Source organism: Streptomyces sp. NPDC028314, from assembly GCF_055565795.1.
In genome coordinates, this window is the sequence record NZ_JBVHTP010000001.1 from 311,967 (window position 1) to 330,931 (window position 18,965).

At 72.2% G+C, this 18,965-nt stretch carries 17 protein-coding genes; 8 read left to right on the forward strand and 9 right to left on the reverse strand.

All coding sequences use genetic code 11. The features are described 5' to 3' along the window. Positions 1 to 158 precede the first annotated feature (158 nt). On the forward strand, positions 159 to 1,094 hold the full coding sequence (locus ACZ4TG_RS01475; RefSeq protein WP_468159271.1) for an amidohydrolase family protein: 936 nt from the start codon (positions 159 to 161) through the stop codon (positions 1,092 to 1,094). A gap of 7 nt (positions 1,095 to 1,101) precedes the next feature. On the opposite strand, the gene ACZ4TG_RS01480 is transcribed toward ACZ4TG_RS01475, so the two are convergent. After that, entirely contained in the window at positions 1,102 to 2,223 is a 1,122-nt protein-coding gene (locus ACZ4TG_RS01480; RefSeq protein ID WP_468159272.1) for a cation diffusion facilitator family transporter, read from the reverse strand. Between the two features lie 97 nt (positions 2,224 to 2,320). Continuing rightward, positions 2,321 to 3,805 (reverse strand): MFS transporter, encoded by a 1,485-nt coding sequence (locus tag ACZ4TG_RS01485; protein WP_468159273.1) that lies wholly within the window; start codon positions 3,803 to 3,805, stop codon positions 2,321 to 2,323. A gap of 77 nt (positions 3,806 to 3,882) precedes the next feature. On the opposite strand from ACZ4TG_RS01485, the gene ACZ4TG_RS01490 reads away from it, so the two are divergent. Further along, the gene (locus ACZ4TG_RS01490) at positions 3,883 to 4,494 is read left to right on the forward strand and encodes a helix-turn-helix domain-containing protein (protein ID WP_468159274.1); all 612 of its coding nucleotides are present in this window, start codon (positions 3,883 to 3,885) and stop codon (positions 4,492 to 4,494) included. A gap of 64 nt (positions 4,495 to 4,558) precedes the next feature. Here ACZ4TG_RS01490 and ACZ4TG_RS01495 read toward each other — a convergent pair whose 3' ends face one another. The 3 genes from ACZ4TG_RS01495 to ACZ4TG_RS01505 form a co-directional block, all read right to left on the reverse strand. Further along, positions 4,559 to 5,167 (reverse strand): DJ-1/PfpI family protein, encoded by a 609-nt coding sequence (locus ACZ4TG_RS01495; protein ID WP_468159275.1) that lies wholly within the window; start codon positions 5,165 to 5,167, stop codon positions 4,559 to 4,561. A 100-nt stretch (positions 5,168 to 5,267) separates the two neighbouring features. Next, a complete protein-coding gene (locus ACZ4TG_RS01500) occupies positions 5,268 to 7,445 on the reverse strand; it encodes a D-alanyl-D-alanine carboxypeptidase family protein (RefSeq protein WP_468159276.1) in 2,178 nt (725 codons plus the stop codon). A 236-nt stretch (positions 7,446 to 7,681) separates the two neighbouring features. Continuing rightward, a complete protein-coding gene (locus tag ACZ4TG_RS01505; RefSeq protein ID WP_468159277.1) occupies positions 7,682 to 8,110 on the reverse strand; it encodes a GNAT family N-acetyltransferase in 429 nt (142 codons plus the stop codon). A gap of 99 nt (positions 8,111 to 8,209) precedes the next feature. Here ACZ4TG_RS01505 and ACZ4TG_RS01510 point away from each other — a divergent pair, with 99 nt between their 5' ends. Continuing rightward, positions 8,210 to 8,920 carry a DUF6215 domain-containing protein gene (locus ACZ4TG_RS01510; RefSeq protein ID WP_468159278.1) on the forward strand — a complete coding sequence of 237 codons (711 nt, stop codon included), beginning with the start codon at positions 8,210 to 8,212 and terminating at the stop codon, positions 8,918 to 8,920. Between the two features lie 46 nt (positions 8,921 to 8,966). Here ACZ4TG_RS01510 and ACZ4TG_RS01515 read toward each other — a convergent pair whose 3' ends face one another. Then, positions 8,967 to 10,376, reverse strand: coding sequence for an NADP-dependent succinic semialdehyde dehydrogenase (locus ACZ4TG_RS01515; RefSeq protein ID WP_468159279.1), 1,410 nt, complete (start codon positions 10,374 to 10,376; stop codon positions 8,967 to 8,969). A 678-nt stretch (positions 10,377 to 11,054) separates the two neighbouring features. On the opposite strand from ACZ4TG_RS01515, the gene ACZ4TG_RS01520 reads away from it, so the two are divergent. Continuing rightward, positions 11,055 to 11,546 carry a flavin reductase family protein gene (locus tag ACZ4TG_RS01520; protein WP_468159280.1) on the forward strand — a complete coding sequence of 164 codons (492 nt, stop codon included), beginning with the start codon at positions 11,055 to 11,057 and terminating at the stop codon, positions 11,544 to 11,546. A gap of 115 nt (positions 11,547 to 11,661) precedes the next feature. Beyond that, the gene (locus ACZ4TG_RS01525) at positions 11,662 to 12,882 is read left to right on the forward strand and encodes an FUSC family protein (protein ID WP_468159281.1); all 1,221 of its coding nucleotides are present in this window, start codon (positions 11,662 to 11,664) and stop codon (positions 12,880 to 12,882) included. A 414-nt stretch (positions 12,883 to 13,296) separates the two neighbouring features. On the opposite strand, the gene ACZ4TG_RS01530 is transcribed toward ACZ4TG_RS01525, so the two are convergent. Together ACZ4TG_RS01530 and ACZ4TG_RS01535 are read right to left on the reverse strand one after the other, a co-directional pair. Next, entirely contained in the window at positions 13,297 to 13,671 is a 375-nt protein-coding gene (locus ACZ4TG_RS01530) for a hypothetical protein (protein WP_468159282.1), read from the reverse strand. A 132-nt stretch (positions 13,672 to 13,803) separates the two neighbouring features. Further along, positions 13,804 to 15,366, reverse strand: coding sequence for a hypothetical protein (locus ACZ4TG_RS01535; protein WP_468159283.1), 1,563 nt, complete (start codon positions 15,364 to 15,366; stop codon positions 13,804 to 13,806). Between the two features lie 273 nt (positions 15,367 to 15,639). On the opposite strand from ACZ4TG_RS01535, the gene ACZ4TG_RS01540 reads away from it, so the two are divergent. Continuing rightward, on the forward strand, positions 15,640 to 16,170 hold the full coding sequence (locus tag ACZ4TG_RS01540; protein WP_468159284.1) for a hypothetical protein: 531 nt from the start codon (positions 15,640 to 15,642) through the stop codon (positions 16,168 to 16,170). A gap of 199 nt (positions 16,171 to 16,369) precedes the next feature. Here the strand turns inward: ACZ4TG_RS01540 and ACZ4TG_RS01545 are convergent, their stop codons facing one another. Continuing rightward, positions 16,370 to 17,353 (reverse strand): aldo/keto reductase, encoded by a 984-nt coding sequence (locus tag ACZ4TG_RS01545; protein WP_468159285.1) that lies wholly within the window; start codon positions 17,351 to 17,353, stop codon positions 16,370 to 16,372. 99 nt (positions 17,354 to 17,452) lie between these two features. On the opposite strand from ACZ4TG_RS01545, the gene ACZ4TG_RS01550 reads away from it, so the two are divergent. Next, positions 17,453 to 18,040, forward strand: coding sequence for a TetR/AcrR family transcriptional regulator (locus ACZ4TG_RS01550; protein WP_468159286.1), 588 nt, complete (start codon positions 17,453 to 17,455; stop codon positions 18,038 to 18,040). A gap of 215 nt (positions 18,041 to 18,255) precedes the next feature. After that, positions 18,256 to 18,954 carry a L,D-transpeptidase family protein gene (locus tag ACZ4TG_RS01555; protein ID WP_468159287.1) on the forward strand — a complete coding sequence of 233 codons (699 nt, stop codon included), beginning with the start codon at positions 18,256 to 18,258 and terminating at the stop codon, positions 18,952 to 18,954. Positions 18,955 to 18,965: the final 11 nt, after the last annotated feature.

The window sequence follows — 18,965 nt, forward strand, 5'->3', positions numbered from 1 at the left end:
CCGCGAGCACCACCTCCGGTCTACGCCTCGTACGAGCGCCTGCGGACGGGCTGCAGATCCCCTCTCTGGTCCCGGGTGAGCTCGTCCGTGACCCCGCGGGCGATTTCCATCCGGGGTCCGGACCGGGACAAGGTCTCGGGTCCCAGCAGAAGATCGACATGCACCATCACTTCTGCGCCCCGGAATGGCGCGAGTGGGCCGAGCACCACGAGCTGATCAAGCCGGGGCAGCTGCCTCGGTGGGCGGAGCTCGACTCCGAGGACGCGGTGCGGTTCATGGACCGGGCGGGGATCACGACAGCGGTGCTCAAGCCGATGCTGCCCGCCCGCTACCGGTCCTCGGCGCAGCTCCGTGAAGCGATCAACATCACGATCCGCTCGATGATCGAGGTGGCGACTTCGCACCCGGGGCGGTTCCTCTTCTACGTGCCCCTGTTCCTGGACGACCCCGACTCCTCGTCCTGGGCCATCCGCCGAGGACTCGGGCAGCTCGGCGCCGTCGGTGTGAACGTGACCGCCAACTACGGGGGCGTGTACCTCGGAGACGCCTCCTACGACCGCGTGTTCGCCGAGTTGAACGAGGCGTCCGCCGTGGTCGACACCCATCCGCACCATCTCCCGGGCGGGCCGCCCGGTGCGGTGACGGTCCCGGGCATCCCGAACTTCATGTGCGACTTCCTGCTGGACACGACGCGGGCCGCCGTGAACATGATCGCCAAGCGGACTCTGGACCGCTTCCCGGACATCTCCGTGATCCTGCCGCACGCCGGCGGCTTCCTCCCGTACATCGCGACGCGCATGCAGGCCCTCGGACGGTTCTGCGATCCGCCCGTCGAGCCCGCCACCGTCCGCGACCACCTGCGCCGCTTCTACTACGACACTGCGGGTCCCATGGCTCCGGCCGCGACCCTGCTCACCCAGGTGCCCGCCGACCGGATCCTCTTCGGCACGGACTGGCCGGCCGCCCCCGCCGACACGGTGACCGACCTCGCGATCCCCGCGCTCGACGCCGACCCGGCCTTCGCCCCCGAGCAGCTCCAGGCGATCTACCACGACAACGCACTGCGCCTGATCCCGCAGTTGGCGACGGCCTGACGAGCGGTCAGGCGGGGAGCCGGGCCGGGTGCCCGGCGTGGTGGGCGAGGGCGGCGTGCGGGTCCTCGCCGGAGGGTGTGTGGTCGGTGTGGACGGTCGCGGCGGTCAGCCGGGGCACGGCGTGGATCAGCGCGTGCTCGGCCGCCGCGGCCAGTGCGTGAGCCCGTACGACGGTCAGGTGCGCGTCGACGACGATGTCGGCCTCCGCACGCAGGACGTGGCCGATCCAGCGCATCCGCACCTGCCCCACGCCCCGCACGCCGTCCACCCCGCGCAGCGCGGTCTCGGCGGTCTCGACGAGGCGGGGGTCGACGCTGTCCATCAGGCGCCGGTAGACCTCACGGGCCGCACCGAACAGGACGGACAGGATCGCGACGGTGATGAGCAGCCCGATGACCGGGTCGGCGGCCTGCCAGCCGAGCGCGGCACCGGCGGCGCCGAAGAGGACCGCGAGGGAGGTGAAGCCGTCGGTACGGGCGTGCAGGCCATCGGCGACCAGGGCGGCGGAGCCGATCTTCCGGCCGGTGCGGATGCGGTAGCGGGCCACCCACTCGTTGCCGGCGAACCCGACCAGCGCGGCCGCGGCCACCGCCCACAGGTGGGTGACGTCGCGGGGGTTCAGCAGCCGGTCGACCGCCGCCCATGCGGCCAGCGCCGCGGAGGCGGCGATGGTCGCGACGATGAGGATGCCCGCGAGGTCCTCGGCGCGGCCGTATCCGTAGGTGTAGCGGCGGTTCGGCGCCCGCCGGCCGAGGAGGAACGCGATGCCGAGCGGGACGGCCGTCAGCGCGTCGGTGGCGTTGTGGACGGTGTCGCCGAGCAGCGCCACCGACCCCGACCGGGCGACGATGACGGCCTGGACGACGGTCGTGGCCCCGAGGACGAGCAGGGAGAGCCACAGCGTGCGCATGCCCTCGCGCGAGGTCTCCATGGCCGAGTCGACCTTGTCCATCGGCTCGTGGCTGTGCGGCCGGACCAGGTGGGTCAGCCGGTGCCGCAGGCGTGCCGCGCGGGAGCCGCCCCGATCGTGCCGGTGCCGGTCGCCGCGGTCGTGGGCGTGGGAGTGGTCGTCAGCGTGGTTATGGGTGTGGCGGTGGGTGTCCGTGTGGGTGTGCCGCTTCCGCACCATGACCCCACCATGGCACAGCGACCCGATTGCAGCCACAGCCGTCGTACACCCCGTGACCAGGTGCGATGGTCTCGCATCTGCGATCGGGCAGCACGGCTCAGGGCCGGCCGACCTCCTCGTGCGTGCTGGGGTGTTGCCGTACGGGAGACCCGTCCGCCCGTTCACCCGGGGCGCGTCGCACGGGAGTACGGCTTCCCAGCGCGACGGCGAGTGCCACGACGATCAGGATCGCCGCCACCGCGAAGGTGATCCGCATGCCGTCGGCGACCCCCTCCGGGGGCGCGGCCGTGACCTCGGTGGTCCCCGACGCGAACGCGTACACGGCGCCCATCACCGACGCACCGGTGATGAGCCCGAGATTGCGGGAGAGGTTGAGCATGCCGGAGACGACGCCCCGCCGGTCCGGGGGGACGTCCGCCAGGACGGTGGTGTTGTTGGCCGTCTGGAAGACGGCGTATCCGGCGGTGACGACCACGATGGGAGCGATGTACCCGGCGACGCCGAGCGACACCGGCAGCACGGCGAGTGCGACGGAGCCCGCCGCGATGCCGATGAGCCCCACCAGGGTCATGGGCCGGGCGCCGAACCGGTCCGCGATGCGACCGGCGGGAACTCCGGTCAGCGCGGCGACCAGGGGGCCGGCCGACATGACCGTTCCGACGAGGGCTGCGTCGAGCCCGAGCGCACGGGAGAGGTAGAAGGGGCCGACCACCAGGGTCGCCATCATGACCGTGGAGACGAGTGCGCTCATGGCGACGCTCGCGCCGAGCACGGGGTCGCGGAACACCGTCGGGCGGATCAGGGGTGACGGCGCTCTGCTCTCGGTGCGTACGAAGAGGGCGACGCCCGATCCGGCCGCCAGCAGCAGGGCCGCGTTGAGCGGACCGAAGTCGCCGCGCCCCACCGTCATGGCGAGGGCGTAGGCCGCGAGCGACAGCGCGAGCAGCAGCGTGCCCGCGACGTCGAACCCGGGCCGTTCGGTCTTCGGCGTCTGCCGGTCCCGGGGAAGGTGGCGGTGCGCGAGAACGAGCGCCAGCAGACCCAGTGGCGCGTTGACGAGGAAGACCGCCCGCCAGCCGGGCCCGGATATCAGCAGCCCGCCGAGCGAGGGACCCAGCGCGGTGCCGATCGCGGACATGGTCCCGAGCAGCCCCATGGCGCCGCCGGTCCTCGCCTTCGGAACCGTCTCCCCGACGAAGGCCATGGTGAGCGCCATCATGACGGCCGCGCCCAGGCCCTGCGCCGCCCGGGCGGCGATCAGCAGCCAGAGCGTGGGCGCGACACCGCACAGCGCCGAGGCCACCGTGAACACCCCGATTCCGGCGAGCAGCAGCCGTCGGCGGCCGACGATGTCACCGAGCCGTCCGGCGCTGACGACCAGGGTGGTGCCGGCCAGGAGGTAGGCGATGACGACCCACTGCACCTGCTGGAAGGGGGCGGTGAACGCCTGGGCGAGGGTCGGCAGGCCGACATTGGCGATGCTGGTGCCGAGCGAGGACAGCAGCACGGAGAGCGAGAGGGCGGCCAGCGCCCAGCGCACCGTGCGGTGCCGTGCGGGTCCGGAATCACTGTGTGGTCTCATGGCGAGGAGCCTGGGCCCGCCGCATTCCGTGGGCAACTTGTGTTGCCGGTTCCGGGACGACGGGATGGAATGCCCGCATGGAAAAACCACAGCCGTACCGCAGCGTCCTCGAAGAGGTCGGCCCCCGGCTCCGGCGCCTGCGAGCCAAGCGCGGGCTCACCCTGGCCGCGCTCTCCGAGGCGACCGGCATCTCCAAGAGCACGCTGTCCCGGCTGGAGTCCGGGCAGCGCCGCCCCAGCCTGGAACTGCTCCTCCCGCTCGCCGGCGCCTACCACGTCCCGCTGGACGACTTGGTCGGCGCACCCGAAGTGGGAGATCCCCGGGTACGGCTGACACCTCGGAACCTGCCGAACGGAGGCGTCTTCGTCCCCCTGTCCAGGACCCCGAGCCCCCTCCAGGCGTACAAACTGATCATCACGGACCGGGGTGCCGAGCCGGATCTACGGACGCACGAGGGCTACGAGTGGCTCTACGTCCTGGACGGCCGGCTGCGGCTCGTCCTCGCCGAGCACGACCTGGTCCTCGGCCCCGGTGAGGTCGCCGAGTTCGACACGCGCCTCCCCCACTGGTTCAGCAGCGCGGACGGGCGTCCCGTCGAGCTCCTGAGCCTCTTCGGAAGGCAGGGCGAGCGCATGCACGTACGCGCGAAGCCGCACGGCGGCGCCTCCGCCCCGCATTCCGAAGAGTGACGCCCACCGGTCGGCCCCGCGGTGGCGGTTCCGCTCCGGGGAGCGGAACCGCCACCGCGGGGCGTCAGCGCAGTGCGGCCTCGCCCGCGTGGACGGCGCCCATGACGCGCTCCACGGTCTCCTGTTGCTCGCCGACGGGAGCCGCGTAACCGATGGCGCCGCGCGCGGCATCCTCGCCGAGCGTACGGGTGATCACCCATGCGGCGAGGTACTGCGACGCCAGGCAGCCGCCGGCCGTGGCGATGTTCCCCTCGGCGTGGAAGGGCGTGTCCAGCACGGTGACGCCGCAGGCTTCGACGAAGGGCCGGCTCGTCATGTCCGCGCAAGCCGGCATGCCGCCCAGCAACCCGAGCCGCGCGAGGACCAGCGCGCCGGAACACTGCGAACCGACGAGCTGTCGCGAAGGGTCGAGCGGCAGCATGGAGAGCAGCCGGTCGTCGGCGACCACGTCGCGCGTCTTCACTCCGCTGCCGATCAGCACGACGTCGGCCTCGGTCACGAACTCCATCGGGCGCTGGCCGGTCACCTCGACCCCGTTCATCGAGGTGACCACCGGCGTCGGCGTCGTGATGAAGGCCTCCAGGCCGTCCTTCCGGCACCGGTTGATCAGCGCGGAGGCGATGAAACTGTCGAGCTCGTTGAACCCGTCGAAGGTGACCACGGCTACCTGCATCACAACTCCCTCACGTCGGAACGGTACGTCCAAGCCTTTCAGGCGGGCCGCGCCGGGGTCACGAGCCAATCGGCGGCCGGTGGCATGCCCGCCACGCCGTTCAGCCGAGGCGTGAGATCCTGGCGCCGAACGAGGGCTCGGCCAGGTCGTCGCCCACCGCCACCGGCACGGTCTTGGCCCCCTCGCCGTCGCCCACCGTCAGGACGCCGACCTCGGTTCCGGCTTTCGCGGAGTGCGGCACCCGGGAGGCGCCGGCGTCCAGTGCGATCCGCAGCCGCTGGCCCGGAACACCGATCGCCTTCAGGTCCTTCGTGGCGACCAGCGGCGTACGGCCGCCGAGCCCGTCGTCCACGTATCCGACCGTCTGGCCCTTGCGGATGACCGGCGCCGAGGCCACCGCGCCCCGTACCGCCTCGATCACCTTCCGGCAGTTCTCCTTCACCAGCTTCAGGCTGTCCCTCCCGTCCAGGTCCGGGCCGCCCGCGTGCTGGTCCATCATCGTGCCGAGGATCAGCGGGGTCTCGTCGCCGACCGACTTGAACGAGGCCCACAGCAGCGTGCCGCCGGCGGCCGAACTCGACCCGGTCTTGATGCCCTTGACGCTCAGGTCGGCTGCCGTGAGCAGGTCGTTGTTGTTGTAGATCCGCTCGGGCAGCCCCGGGATGGTGGCGTTGGGCAGTTTGACGATCGCCCGGAACGCCTCGTTCTTCATCACCGCCTCGGCGAGCTTCAGCTGGTCGACGGCGGTGCTGACGGTGGCCTTGTCCAGGCCGCTGGGATCCGTGTAGACGGTGTCCTTCATGCCGAGCTCCTGGGCGGTGGCGTTCATCTTCGCGACGAACGCGTCCTGGGAGCCGGTTCCGGCGTCCCAACGGGCCAGCAGCCGGGCCACGTTGTTGGCCGAAGGGATCATGAGCATCTTGAGCATGTCCTGCTGGCTGTACTTGCTTCCTTCCGTGAGCCCCTCGATCCGGGACTCGTGATCGGAGTCTCCTTCCGACACCGCCTGCGCGTCCACGACGATGTCGGGGCCCTTGTCGGTCGCCTTGGCCAGGGGGTGCCCCTTGAGGATCACGTAGGCGGTCATCACCTTGGCCACGCTCGCGGTCGGGACCGGCTTCTGCTCGCCGAAGACGGCGATGTCGCCGGAACCGGGGATGCGGACGGCCCCCTGGCCCTTCGCGGGCCAGGGGATGGAGAACTGACCGTCGAGTACGTGGGCGGTCTCGGCGCCGACCAGCTTCGGTTCGGGCAGCGGGCGCAGCAGCTGAGCGCCGGTGAAGCAGCCGGCGAGCAGCAGCACGACCGGCGTCCACACCTTGACGCGGCGCAGGGCGGTCCGGCGCGGGGTCTCCGTCGGAGGCGGGGTGTTGGTGAGCTCGGCCAGCAGGTCCAGCGGCGGCTGCGGGGGCTGCGGGACCTCGCGGGTGGGCTCGACGACGGGGGCGACGGGCGCGGGGGCGGGGGCGGGGGCCGGGGCGCGGGCGTCGAGGGGCTTCAGGGCGACGAACTCGCTGGTCTGCTCGCTGTCGGCCTCGCCGGTACGCGCCCACGACGGGACCCGCGCCGCTGCGCTCCCCCGACGTGCCGGCACCTCGGGACCCGGGTCGGTGCCGGGATCCGGGGCGGCGCCGGGACCCGGGTCGGCGCCGGCATCCGGGGCGGCGCCGGGATCCGTGCCGGCGCCCGTGCCCGTGCCGGCGCCCGTGCCCGTGCCGGGGCCGGTGCCCGTGCCGGTCCGGCCGCTGTCCTCACCGGCTGCCGGCGCGCGCACACCGTCGGGGTCCGCGCCCGCGTCGGCGTCGGCGCCCCCGCCCGCGTCGGCTTCCCCGTCCGCATCCGCATCCCCGTCGGCGCCCGCGTCGGCGCCCGAGTCCGCATCCGCATCCGCATCCGCGTCGACCGAAGTCCCCTGCGCAGCACGGGCGCCGTCCGGCTGCTGGTCGGCCGGGGACGGTTCGGGCGCGGTGGACCGCGGAGCCACTGCCGGTTCGGCGTCCGGGTGTCCGGCCGGCGCCGGGGACGGCGGCGCGGTGTCCGCCTCTTCCCCTGCCGTGTCAGCGGCGTCCGACACGGGAGCCTCGTCGGCCCGGCCGGCCTCCGGCTCCGCGTCGGCCCCGGTCTCGTCCGGGCCCTGCTCCCCGGCAGCGGCCGGCTGCCGTACCGCCTCGGTCGTCGTCCCGGAGCCGTCCGGTTCCCCCTTCGGGGCCGTCACCGAAGTCTCCGGTGCCTCCTCGGAGTCCGAGGAACCGCCCTCAACCGCCGATACCGCCTTCATGTCCGCCCCGCCTTGTACTCGCCTCCGACGGCCGCCCCCGCCACCCTCGCGGTGACCGGACGTCCGCCGGCCTTCGCCGATACCGTCTCTGCGGCGGAGCCCCGAAGGCTCCGCCGCAGGGCTAGATGCCGACCGTGCCCGAGGCGTTCCACGTTCGGAATCCTGTGACCGTTCGGTCATACTCCGACCCGCTGACCAGGCGGTTGCCGCTCGGGGCGGAGCGAAGCCGGCTCGGTTCAGCGAACCCTCGGCAGACCGAACGCCGACATCTGCTTCTCCTCGTAGGAAAGGAACCCGAGCGACCGGTAGAAGGCGTGGTTGCGCTTGCCTTCGGGCGTCGACTCGTGATCGGTGGACAACAGGAAGAAGCGGCAGTGCGCGTAGCGGCCCTTCAGGTACTCCAGCAGCTCCCGCCCGATGCCCTGCCGGTGGAACCTGGGGTTGACCAGCAGGTCCTGCACGTAGCAGACGCTCTCGTCGTCGGAGATCGTCCGGGCCAGCCCGAGGAGCGTGCCCGTCTCGTCCCGGGCGGTGATGACCAGGTGTGAGTTCGACAGTCCGCGACAGAGCTTGCCGACGTCGCTGGTGTAGCCCTCCCACTCGACCGAGTCGTAGAGCTCGAACATCTCCTGCGGGTCGAACTCGGCCTCTTGGGCAATGATCACACCCGTCTCCCCTCCGGCGGGCCGATCTCCTTGTCCGCCCGATGATCACAGGTTATGGTCCCCGGGCATCTATCGGGGGAATCACCGCAGGCGGGGGACATGGCCGAGGACGTCGACGCGTTCGCGAAGGGCGCGGGCGCATGGGGGCAGGCCTTCACGGCCGTGGCGCTGGTAGGGGGGCTCGGTTTCGCTTTCTGGACGCTTGCGCAGAATCCGTCCTCGGTCAGCAGCCCGCAGCCCGCCACGTGCTGGAGCGGGAAGACGGAGAAGACGCCCGGGAAGACCGGGCAGACGCCCCCGCGCGTCTCCGGAGACCAACTGTGCAAGGCGCTGAACCGGCCCGATCTGGCTGAACTGCTGGGAACGCCGGGGGAGATCGCCAAGAGCGCCCACGGCAGTGACGGCTCCGTCAGGTATGCCGGCGGCGAGGAGACCGCCACTCCCTCGGCCCGGGTCGAGATCGGGACCTACACCGTGACCCTGTCGGCCACCTACGACGGGCGTCCGGTGGCCGGGTCGGGCGCGCTTCTCGGCGCAGCCGCAAGGGAGTCGACGGTTCAGGGCCGCCCGGCGGTCTTCTCCTCGGACCGCACCATCAGACTCAGCTTCCGCCTCGACGGGAAGGACTCCTCCAGCAGCCCCGGCGTCCCGGCCCGTGTCCTGTCCGTGGCCCAGGACGCGAAGGACAGCGGCGGCTCCTTCGAGGTGGTCCTGTGGCGCGCGGACGGCGGGGTCCCGGACGACGCGGTGGTGCTGCGCATCGCCGAGACCGTACTGCCGACGGTCGCGGGGTGGGCTGCCCAGGGGTGACGGCCTCGCCCCACCGCCTGACCTCGGCCCCGGCTCCCGGCGACGGTCAGGCGCCGGCGCCCGGGTCGGCCGCGTGCCACACCGTCGTGACGTTGCAGAACTCACGGATGCCGTGGCCCGACAGTTCGCGCCCGTAGCCCGAGCGCTTCGCCCCGCCGAAGGGCAGCGCGGGGTGGGAGGCGGTCATGCCGTTGAAGAAGACACCGCCGGCCTCGATGTCCCGTACGAACCGGTCCTGTTCGGCCCTGTCCCGGGTCCACACGTTGGAACTCAGGCCGAAGGGCGTGTCGTTGGCGAGTTCCACGGCCTCGTCCAGGTCGCGCACCCGGTAGACGGTGGCCACCGGCCCGAACGCCTCCTCGTGGTGGATGCGCATGTCGGGGGTGATCCCGGTGAGCACGGTCGGTTCGTAGAACCAGCCCTTCGGCAGCCCGTCCGGCCGCTGTCCCCCGCACAGCGCGGTGGCGCCGCGCCGGACGGCGTCGTCGACGAGCTCCTCCACGTCGGTGCGGCCCTGCTCCGTGGCGAGCGGGCCGACGTCGGTGGACGACTCCATCGGGTCGCCGACTGTCAGCGCGGCCATCCGGGCCGTGAAGATCCGGGTGAACTCGTCGTACACGTCGGCGTGCACGATGAAGCGTTTGGCCGCGATGCAGGACTGCCCGTTGTTCTGCACCCGGGCCGTCACCGCGACCTGTGCGGCCCGTTCGACGTCGGCCGAGGGCATCACCACGTACGGGTCGCTGCCGCCCAGCTCCAGTACGGTCTTCTTGACCTCGTCGCCGCAGATCGCGGCGACCGAACGGCCCGCGGGCTCGCTTCCGGTGAGCGTAGCGGCGGCCACCCGCGGGTCGCGCAGAATGCCCTCGACCGCACGGGACGGCACGAGCAGTGTCTGGAACACTCCCGCGGGGAATCCTGCGCGCCGGAAGAGGTCGCCCAGGTACAGCGCGGTCTGGGGCACGTTCGAGGCGTGCTTGAGCAGACCGACGTTGCCCGCCATGAGCGCGGGAGCGGCGAAGCGGACGACCTGCCAGAGGGGGAAGTTCCACGGCATGACGGCCAGGACCACGCCGAGCGGCCGGTAGTGGACGACGGCGCGGGAGGCTCCGGCATCCGCCACATCGGCGTCGGCGGGGTGCTCGTCGGCCAGCAGCTCCTGCGCGTTGCGCGCGTACCAGCGCATGGCCTTGGCGCACTTCGCCGCTTCCGCGCGGGCGGCTGCGAGCGGCTTGCCCATCTCCAGGGTCATCGTCCGGGCGATGTCGTCCTGCTCCTGGTCGAGGAGGTCCGCGGCGCGTTCGAGGAGGCGGGAGCGCTCGGAGAACTCCGTGCGGCGGTGGTGCCGGAAGGCCTCCGCGGCAGCCGCCAGGCATTCCTCGATCTGCTCGTCGCCCAGCTCGTCGAACGTCTTGAGCGTCTCGCCGTTCGCGGGGTTGACCGTTGCGATGGCCACGGTGGCCCTCCTCGTCCTCGATGCACCGAAAAAGGGTCCGGCCCCCGAACACCGGGGGCTGGAAACGCACCGGACCGTACCGGCCTGACCTCCTGTGCCCGGCACTCCTCCGGTGGCATGTCGGCCCGCAATGTGGATTCACCCGGTTGGGGAGCTTCCCTCGGCTTCCCTCGGCTTCCCCCTTGCCGGTGCCACGGCCGCGGCCGGGTTCAGTCCGGCGGCTCCTGCGCCGCCGGGCGATCGACGGGCGAGGGCGGGGGATCGGAATCGGGTCCGGGGTCGGAATCCGGCCCCGGCAGGTCCGGCGCGTCCCCCTGCTCCCCCGGCCCGGGAGAGCCCGGATCCCTCGGCACCGGGTCGGAGCTCTCCGGGGTCGGGGCCGGTGCTTCCGTCCCCGGCCCGTCCGGATCGCGTCGATCCGCTTCCCGTCCGTCCCGCTGCGGGTCGGTGTGCCGTTCCATGGGGTTTCGCCTCGCCTTCTTCCGCGATCTTCCGCGTCATCGCCGCGCTCGGCCGTACGGGGGTCCGTACGGGTCGTCGTACGGGGCGGCCGTACGAGGTCCCGTAGGCTTCCCGCCCTGCGCCTGCCCATGCGCAGGCTCCTCAAGCAGTCCGATTCGCCGCCGCGGTCCCGGGTAACCGCCCGCCGGGGCGACGACCCGGAGGGAAGGCCTGGCCATGACAGCTCTGGAACCCGACGCGTTCCTCGACGTACTCGACGGCCCCGTCTACATCGTCACGGCAGCTGCCGACGGCGAGCAGTCGGGCTGCCTGGTCGGCTTCGCCTCGCAGTGCTCGATCGATCCGTCGCGCTTCATGGTGTGGCTGTCCACCGCCAACCACACCTTCCGTGTCGCCCGCGGCTCCTCGCACCTGGCGGTCCACGTACTGGGCCGGGACCAGCGGGGGCTCGCGGAGCTCTTCGGCAGCGAGACCGGAGACCGGGTGGACAAGTTCGAGCGGATCGCCTGGCGGCCGAGCGACGGCGGCAGTCCCGTGCTGGACGATGCCGCGGCGTGGTTCGTCGGCCGGATCGAGGAAAGGATCCCCGGCGGTGACCACGTCGGCCACCTGCTGGCCCCCACCGTGCAGTCCCCGCCGGTCCCGCGCCCCCTCGCCCTGCTCCGGTACAGCGACGTCAAGGACCTCTCCCCCGGCCACCCCGCCTGAGGAACTCTCCCCGGCCACCCCGCCTGAGGGTTGCGGCCGTCCCGCGTCGGTACGCTGCCGACGGAGAGATCATCCCGCCTGTTGATCACGCTCCGGACGGGGAAGGTGCGTGCGTATGACACTGGCAATCACACCACTACGCCGGCTCGTGAACCGCTACCGGGAACCCGCGGTGGTCCAGGCGGTCCGCTCGACCGCGGCTGCCGTCGTCTCGTACGTCGTCGCCCTGGCCGTCAGCGACGAACCCGCCCCCCTGACGGCTCCGCTCACCGCGCTCCTGGTCGTCCAGGTCACGCTCTACTCCACGCTGACCACCGGCATCCGGCGGGTGAACTCGGTCGTCGCGGGAGTGCTGATCGCGATCGGCTTCAGTGTGCTCGTCGGGCTGACCTGGTGGAGCCTCGGGCTGATCATCCTGGCCTCGCTCGTCATCGGCCGGGTGGTGAAGGCGGGCGAGTTCGTCCCCGAGGTGGCGATCAGCGCGATGCTGGTGCTCGGCGTGACGCGGGTGGCCGACACGGCCTGGGACCGGGTGCTGGAGACGCTGATCGGCGCGGCCGTCGGGCTGCTCTTCAACGTCCTGCTCGTGCCGCCCGTGTGGGTCCGGCCCGCCTCCGAGGCGATCACCGGGCTCGCCGGGCGGATGCGTACCCTGCTGGCCCACATCTGCGACGAACTGGACGGGCCCGCAACGGTGGAGAAGGCCGCCGCCCGCCTGCACGAGGCCCGCCGCCTGGACAACGACATCGCGCTGGTCGACGGCGCGCTCCGGCAGGCCGAGGACAGCCTGCGGCTGAACCCCAGGGTGCGCGAGGGGCTTCTCTTCCGGCTGGTGCTGCGCACCGGGCTCGACACCCTGGAGATCTGCGCGGTGGTGCTGCGCGTGTCCTGCCGGACGCTGACCGATCTCGCGAAGGCACGGACCACGCAGACCCTCTTCCCGCCGCCCGTCACGCTGGCCCTGCAGGAGTTGTACGGCCACCTGGCCATCGCCGTGGAGAGCTTCGCCGTACTGATCACCGCGCAGGTCAGCGCCAACGCCGAGGAGGCCGAGGCAAGGCTGACGCGGGAGCTGGAGACGGCCCGGCAGAGCCGCGACCGACTCGGGGTCCTGCTGGCGGAGCAGTCCCTCGTCCACCCCGGGCTGTGGCAGCTGTACGGCGCGCTGCTGACCGAGGCGGACCGGGTGCTCGACGAACTCGGCGTGGACAAGCGGTCCCAGCGCCTCATGGAGGAGCTCGACAACCACTCCCGTCTGCAGCGCGAGCGGTACCCGCAGCTGCACCGCGTGACGCAGCGCGTGCGCTCGGCCCTGCCGGGCCGAAACCGCGCCTGACGTGTCGCCCGGCCTCGCGCGGGTAGCCGCCGGGAAAGGGCCCTTACCCGACACGAGGCCCTACGAGGAGGAGACATGGGTACGCCCCCCAACGATCCGGTACCCCCCAACCCCACCCCCGCACCGGGGCCCGGTCCGGGACCGCAGCCCGGGCCGCTTCCCGGCCCGGTTCCCGGGCCCGGCGGGCCCGATCCCGTGCCGCCGGCGCCCCCGCAGCCCGAGCCGGACCCTCGTCCGGAGCCCGGGCCGCGGCCCGATCCGCACCCCGAGCCCGGCCCGCTGCCGGGGCCGGTGCCGGCTCCCGAACCGGTCACCTGAGGGCCGGGGAAGCCGGTCACCCGAGGGCCGGGGAAGGGACCGAGGGACCGCACCGCGGGTCAGCGGCCCGCGCGGTCCGTCTCGGAGTAGCTGCGGTCAGGTCTCGGAATAGCTGAAGTCACCCATGCTCCATGCGCTGACGTCCTTGATGGCGATCCGGTACATCCCTCCGGTCTCGGGGATGCCCACGGTGCCCTGGAGGATCCTGGCGACGTGGAAGTGCAGGTAGGCGGGTGGCTCACGGCGCGGGGAGCCGTCCGCGGTTTCGGAGTCCGCGAACAGCCCCGCGAACGGGCTGAGCCGGTCCGAGTCCGTGAGGACCTCGGCCACGCGCCGGCGCCATACGGTCTCGGGAGCGAGGCGCCCGGTGATGACGGCGCCCTGGACCAGGACGGTGAGAGACATCTGATTGGTCTGCTCCGATTCCACCGCGGCGGCGATGGCGACGAGCAAGTCGTCAGGCTTCGACATGGGCACCGATACTACAAGGCACGGGCCCCGGCGTCGGGCGTGTTGGCCGGTGAGCCGGGCCCGTTCTTCGAGGGCGTCGTCCGGTGCCCGTCGCTCCGGCCCCGCTCCCGGCGTCGGGCCCGCCGCGTCGCATCAGCCGGAACCCGCAGCCCACGGGCCTGACAGGACCGTGAAGCGGTCGGCGGCCGTGCGTACGGAACTGAGCCGGATCCTCTCCTCCCAGCCGTTCGGCCACCGGGTGGCTTCGGACCATCTCAGCCCGTCCAGCGGGACTCCGCGAAGATCGCTCGAGCCGAGGTCCAGGGCGACGGCATCGGACAGGACCTCCTCCACCGCGTCGATGCCTTCGACGAGGTCGCGCGCGAAGGCCCCGTGCTCGGCGAAGTCACGGGCCATGTCCACGTAGACGCCCTCGGGGAGGGTCGACTCGGCAGCGGACAGGTCGCTGCGCAGCGCATCCAGTTGTACGACGGCCCGGTGGGCCGTGATCTCCGCGCCCTCCAGTGCCTGCCGGAGTCCGGAGCTGCCGCCGCCGGGCGGGCCGTCCGCCCGGAGGGCCGAGGACAGGGTCTGGCGCCGGAACTGCGCCAGTGCCGCGGCCAGTTCGATGCCCGCGTAGCTGACCTCGTTGGAGAACGGCTCGTCGTCGTCGAGCCAGGACCCGAGGCCTGCGGCTCTGCGCGGGGCCTCGGAACCCGGTCCCGGATCGGCGTGGAACATCGCCGTCGCACGGGCGGTGTCCCGCGCGAGAGCCGCGGCGAACGCCTGGGCGTCGGCGGCCGGGAACTCGACGCCGGAAGAGCGGTACCCGGACCGTTCGGCATCCTGGCGGAACCGGTCGGTGTGGAGGGCGAGGAGCGCGCCGAGGCGGACGGCGGCCAGTTCGGCCATGGGGACCGCCTTGCGCGCCGCCATCCGGAACGGGGCGTCACGGGCTGCCAAGTCCGCGGCGCAGGTCCGCAGCTCCGAGGCCGTGGGACCGGCGAGGCCGGCCAGGGCGGGCAGCGCGGGCGCCCCGTACGGCGGCACGCGGAAGCGGGAATCGAGCCCCCAGCGACGGGGAAGGACACGCGCGAGTCCGCCGCGCGCACCGGAGCCGCTGGTCCCGGCCAGCCCGGCGTCCAGGTCCAGGGCGCCTTCGAGCGCTGCCGCCAGCCCTTCCAGCAGGCTGCCGAGCCGGCCGTCCGGCGCTCCGCTGTCGACGTCCGCGAACACCTTGCCCACATAGCGCACCGTGCGGTGGACCCGGCTCATCGGGCGAACGAGTTCGTAGGCGATCTCACCGGGAGGGCAGGCCAGCATCATCAACGCCGCCACGCGCCGCTGCCGTGCGTTGAGTTCGGCCAGCCGGGCACGCACGTCCGGCCATCGGCCCCGGTCCGGTTCGCCCTGAATCCCCGAGGGAAGCAGGGCGTTCGGCGGTTCGGCCCCTTCCGCACCGGCCGCGGCGGACCGCTCCAGGGCCGCGGCAGCGGCCCGGTACGTCCACGTCCGCAGGTCCGGAGCGTGCGCACCGGCGTCGAGGCGGTCGGTCAGGTACCGTGCGGCCGCCATCGCGTCCTGAGCAACGCGCGCCGCCTTCACCGGACTTGCGCCCTGGACCCACAGGAGGACGACCAGTGGCGCGGTCTCGGCCCGGTAGAAATCGCCGAAAGCCGCGCCGGGACGCGCCGCTGCGCCTGGCTCGGTACCCACAGATCCTTCCAACACCCCTCCCAGGAGCCGCGTACCGGATGACGCTACCGGCAGGGCGACCGGGCACGAAGGGTATGGAGTGGCCGGTCGTGACCGATGGCCATATCTCCCCGGGTCGGCATCGCGAAGGTCACCGTCGGCCGAGGCGCGGGAGGTTGGGTGCCGGCGGTGCGCGCGCCGCGCCGCGGCTCGACTGTCAGCGCGCTCTGACAGACTGCCCTCTTGATCAGCACGGGGGCATCGGGCCCGCGTGCGTCTGCAATGGGGAGAGTAGTGCGCAAGGCGAAGTGGGCGGCCGTGGCTGCCGGTGTGGTGCTGCTGGTCGCGGGCTGTGGCAGCGAAGCCGGTACGGACAAGGGCAAGGGCGGCGAGGCGCCCAAGACCGGATCCTCGGCCCCGGCAGCGGGGAAGGGTTCCGGGGGCACCTTGGATGCCGCCGCGGTGAAGAAGGAGATCGAGGGCGCTGCCACGGGAGCCGGCTTCGCCGAGAAGCCCGGCGATGACGTGCCGGCGACCCTCAAGTCCTGCATGGTCTCGTGGACCGCGGACACCAAGAAGGTCACGGACTCGAAGAAGTCCTACGACGACACCGTCTCCGCCCTGACCAAGGGCGGCTGGAAGGAGTCGCGGACCTTCGACCAGCAGGCGTCGGTCATCAAGACGCTGGACAAGAGCGGCTGGAGCATCAAGGCGAGCCACCACGGCAAGTCGGGCGTCCTGGAGATGGTCACGTTCATCGCCACGGACAACGGCCCCACGTGCGCGAAGGCCTTCCAGGAAGACCTCGCCAAGAACAAGCAGTAGAAGAAGCAGTAGACCCTAGGGGCGCCGTGCCCCGGCCACCGCCGCAGCGGGCGCCGTCCCCGGGGCACACCGCAGTCGGGCCCCGTCGATCGGCGGGGCCCGACGCGTAGCGGCGGGGACGCGCGACGGGGCCCGGGCGGGCGGTACGGAAAGCCCCGGGGGCCGGGCCGGCCGTTCGGCCGTTCGGCCGTTCAGCCGTTCAGCCGTTCAGCGCCTCCATCAGCTCCGGGGCGTACCGGTCGCCCGAGACCACGCCGTGCGGGGCCACGGCGTCGATGCCGGCCAGGTCCGCGTCGGTGATCGTCACGGCGGTGGCCGCGACGTTCTCCTCCAGGTAGCGGCGGCGCTTGGTGCCCGGGATGGGTACCGCGCCCTGCCGCAGCGTCCAGGCCAGGGCGAGCTGCGAGGGCGTCACGCCCTTGTCCGCGGCCAGTCGGCGGACCTGCTGGACGACGGCGAGGTTGCGGTCGAAGTTCGCGCCCTGGAAGCGGGGGTCCGTACGGCGGAAGTCATCGGCCTCGAAGTCGTCGGGGCTGGTGATGGCGCCGGACAGGAAGCCGCGGCCGAGCGGGGAGTAGGCGACGAGTCCGATGCCGAGCTCGCGCAGGGTGTCGAGGACGCCGTCGTGCTCGATGCCGCGCTCGAAGAGGCTGTACTCGGTCTGCACGGCGGCCAGCGGGTGGACGGCGTGGGCCCTGCGGATGGTGGCCGGCGCGACCTCGCACAGGCCTACGTGCCCGACCTTGCCCGCCGTGACGAGCTCGGCCATCGCGCCCATGCTCTCCTCGATGGGCACGTTCGGGTCGACGCGGTGCAGGTAGTACAGGTCGATGTGGTCGGTGCCGAGGTGGCGCAGGGAGCGGTCGGCCGACCGGCGGATGTACTCGGGGGTCGCGTTGTGGCCGAGGAAAGCACCCTCGTCGCTGAACTCGACGCCCGTCTTCGTCGCGATCACGGCCGCCCCGCGGCGCCCGGCGAGGGCCCTGCCGAGGAGCTGCTCGTTGCGGAAGGGCCCGTATCCCTCGGCCGTGTCGAGCAGGGTGACGCCGAGCTCCAGGGCCCGGTCGATGGTCGCGAGGGACTCGGCCTCGTCGGTGGCTCCGTAGTGGGCGCTCATGCCCATCAGGCCCAGGCCCTCGGCGCCGACCTTCAGTCCCTGACCGCCCAGTGCGCGGATCTCCATGAAGTACTCCTCGGTAAGTAACTAACTGGATAGATTCACCATGCACCGCACCCGCGCCGCTTGTCAATAACCAGATAGTTACTTGTTAGGCTGCCGGGCATGGCACGGGATTCCAGCGCAACCAAGGCACGTCTGCTCGACGCGGCCTTCTCCGAGTTCGCGACGCACGGCATCGCCGGCGCGCGGGTGGACCGCATCGCCGAGGCCGCCCAGGCGAACAAACGGCTGATCTACGTCTACTACGGCAACAAGGAGCAGCTCTTCGACGCGGTGCTCCAGCGCGCACTGGAGACGGGCTCGGAGTCCGTGCCGTTCAGCGCCGACGACCTGCCGGGCTACGCGGGCGCCGTCTTCGACCACCTCGTGGAGCAGCCGGCTCTGATGCGGCTCGTGCTGTGGAAGCAACTGGAACGCCCCGGTGTCACGGACGCGGAGGCGGAGTCCTACCGCGGCAAGATCGCGGTGGTGGCGGAGGCCCAGCAGTCCGGCCGCGTCGACCCGGCGATCGACCCCGCCGACATCCTCACGCTGGTGATGGGACTGTCCCAGGCCTGGTTCGGGGCGGTGGGCGGCCCCGCCGCGGGCGGCCCGGGCACGGACTGGGCGGACGACCGGCTCGCCCGGCACCGCGCGGCGGTGGTGGAAGCCGTCCGCCGCATCACCGCGCCCGCCGGGAGCCCCTCCTAGGCCGTCTCCTCCCCGGGCCGCCCGGTACTCCTCGGACGGGTTCGAGCCACCTGAGGGCTGTCCGTGCATCGGCAGATTCCAGTCCCGCCGAGGACCGGCACCTACGACATCGGTACCAGGTGAATTACGGAACCCCGAGCCCAACCCGGCACGGAATCCGGCACATTCCGCCTCCCGGCAGGGAAGAACCCCTTCGGGAGGCGGACTTGAAAAGCATGCGGACACGTACGAGGCGGCGGGCGGCGGCAGTGGTCGGGGCGGCGGTGGCGCTGGCGGCGCCGCTGGTGGTCGCCGGGGGCGGGACGGCGCAGGCCGACTCCTGCAATGTGACCACCGGGCCCTACCAGCGCCAGGTCGAGCAGTTCCTGGGGCGACCGGTCGACGGCCGGCAGTCGGCGGCCGACTGCAACGCCATCAGAGCGTTCCAGGCGACCCACGGCATCACCCCGACCGCGGGGTACGCGGGGCCGCTCACCTGGCAGACGATGAGCACGATGCTGGACCAGCGGGCGGCCGGCAACACCCCGAACAGGGACGGCACATGCCCCGTCAACCTGGGCCGGATCGCCTGCGTCGACCTGACCCGCCAGCTCAGCTGGGTCCAGGACGGCGGGAAGCTCGTCTACGGGCCGGTCCCGGTGCGCACGGGGAAGGACGGCACCGAGACCCGGACCGGCCTGAAGAAGATCTACTACCGGAACATCAACCACTGGTCGACGATCTACAACGTCGCCATGCCCTACTCCCAGTTCTTCGACGGCGGCATCGCGTTCCACTCCGTCGACAAGAGCATGTGGAACCCGCCGGGGTCCGGCGGCTGCGTGAACATGCGGCCCGCGGACGCCAAGGCGTACTGGAACATGCTCAAGAACGGTGACGACGTCTATGTCTACGGCCGCAAGCCCGGAACCTAAGGGCTGTCCCG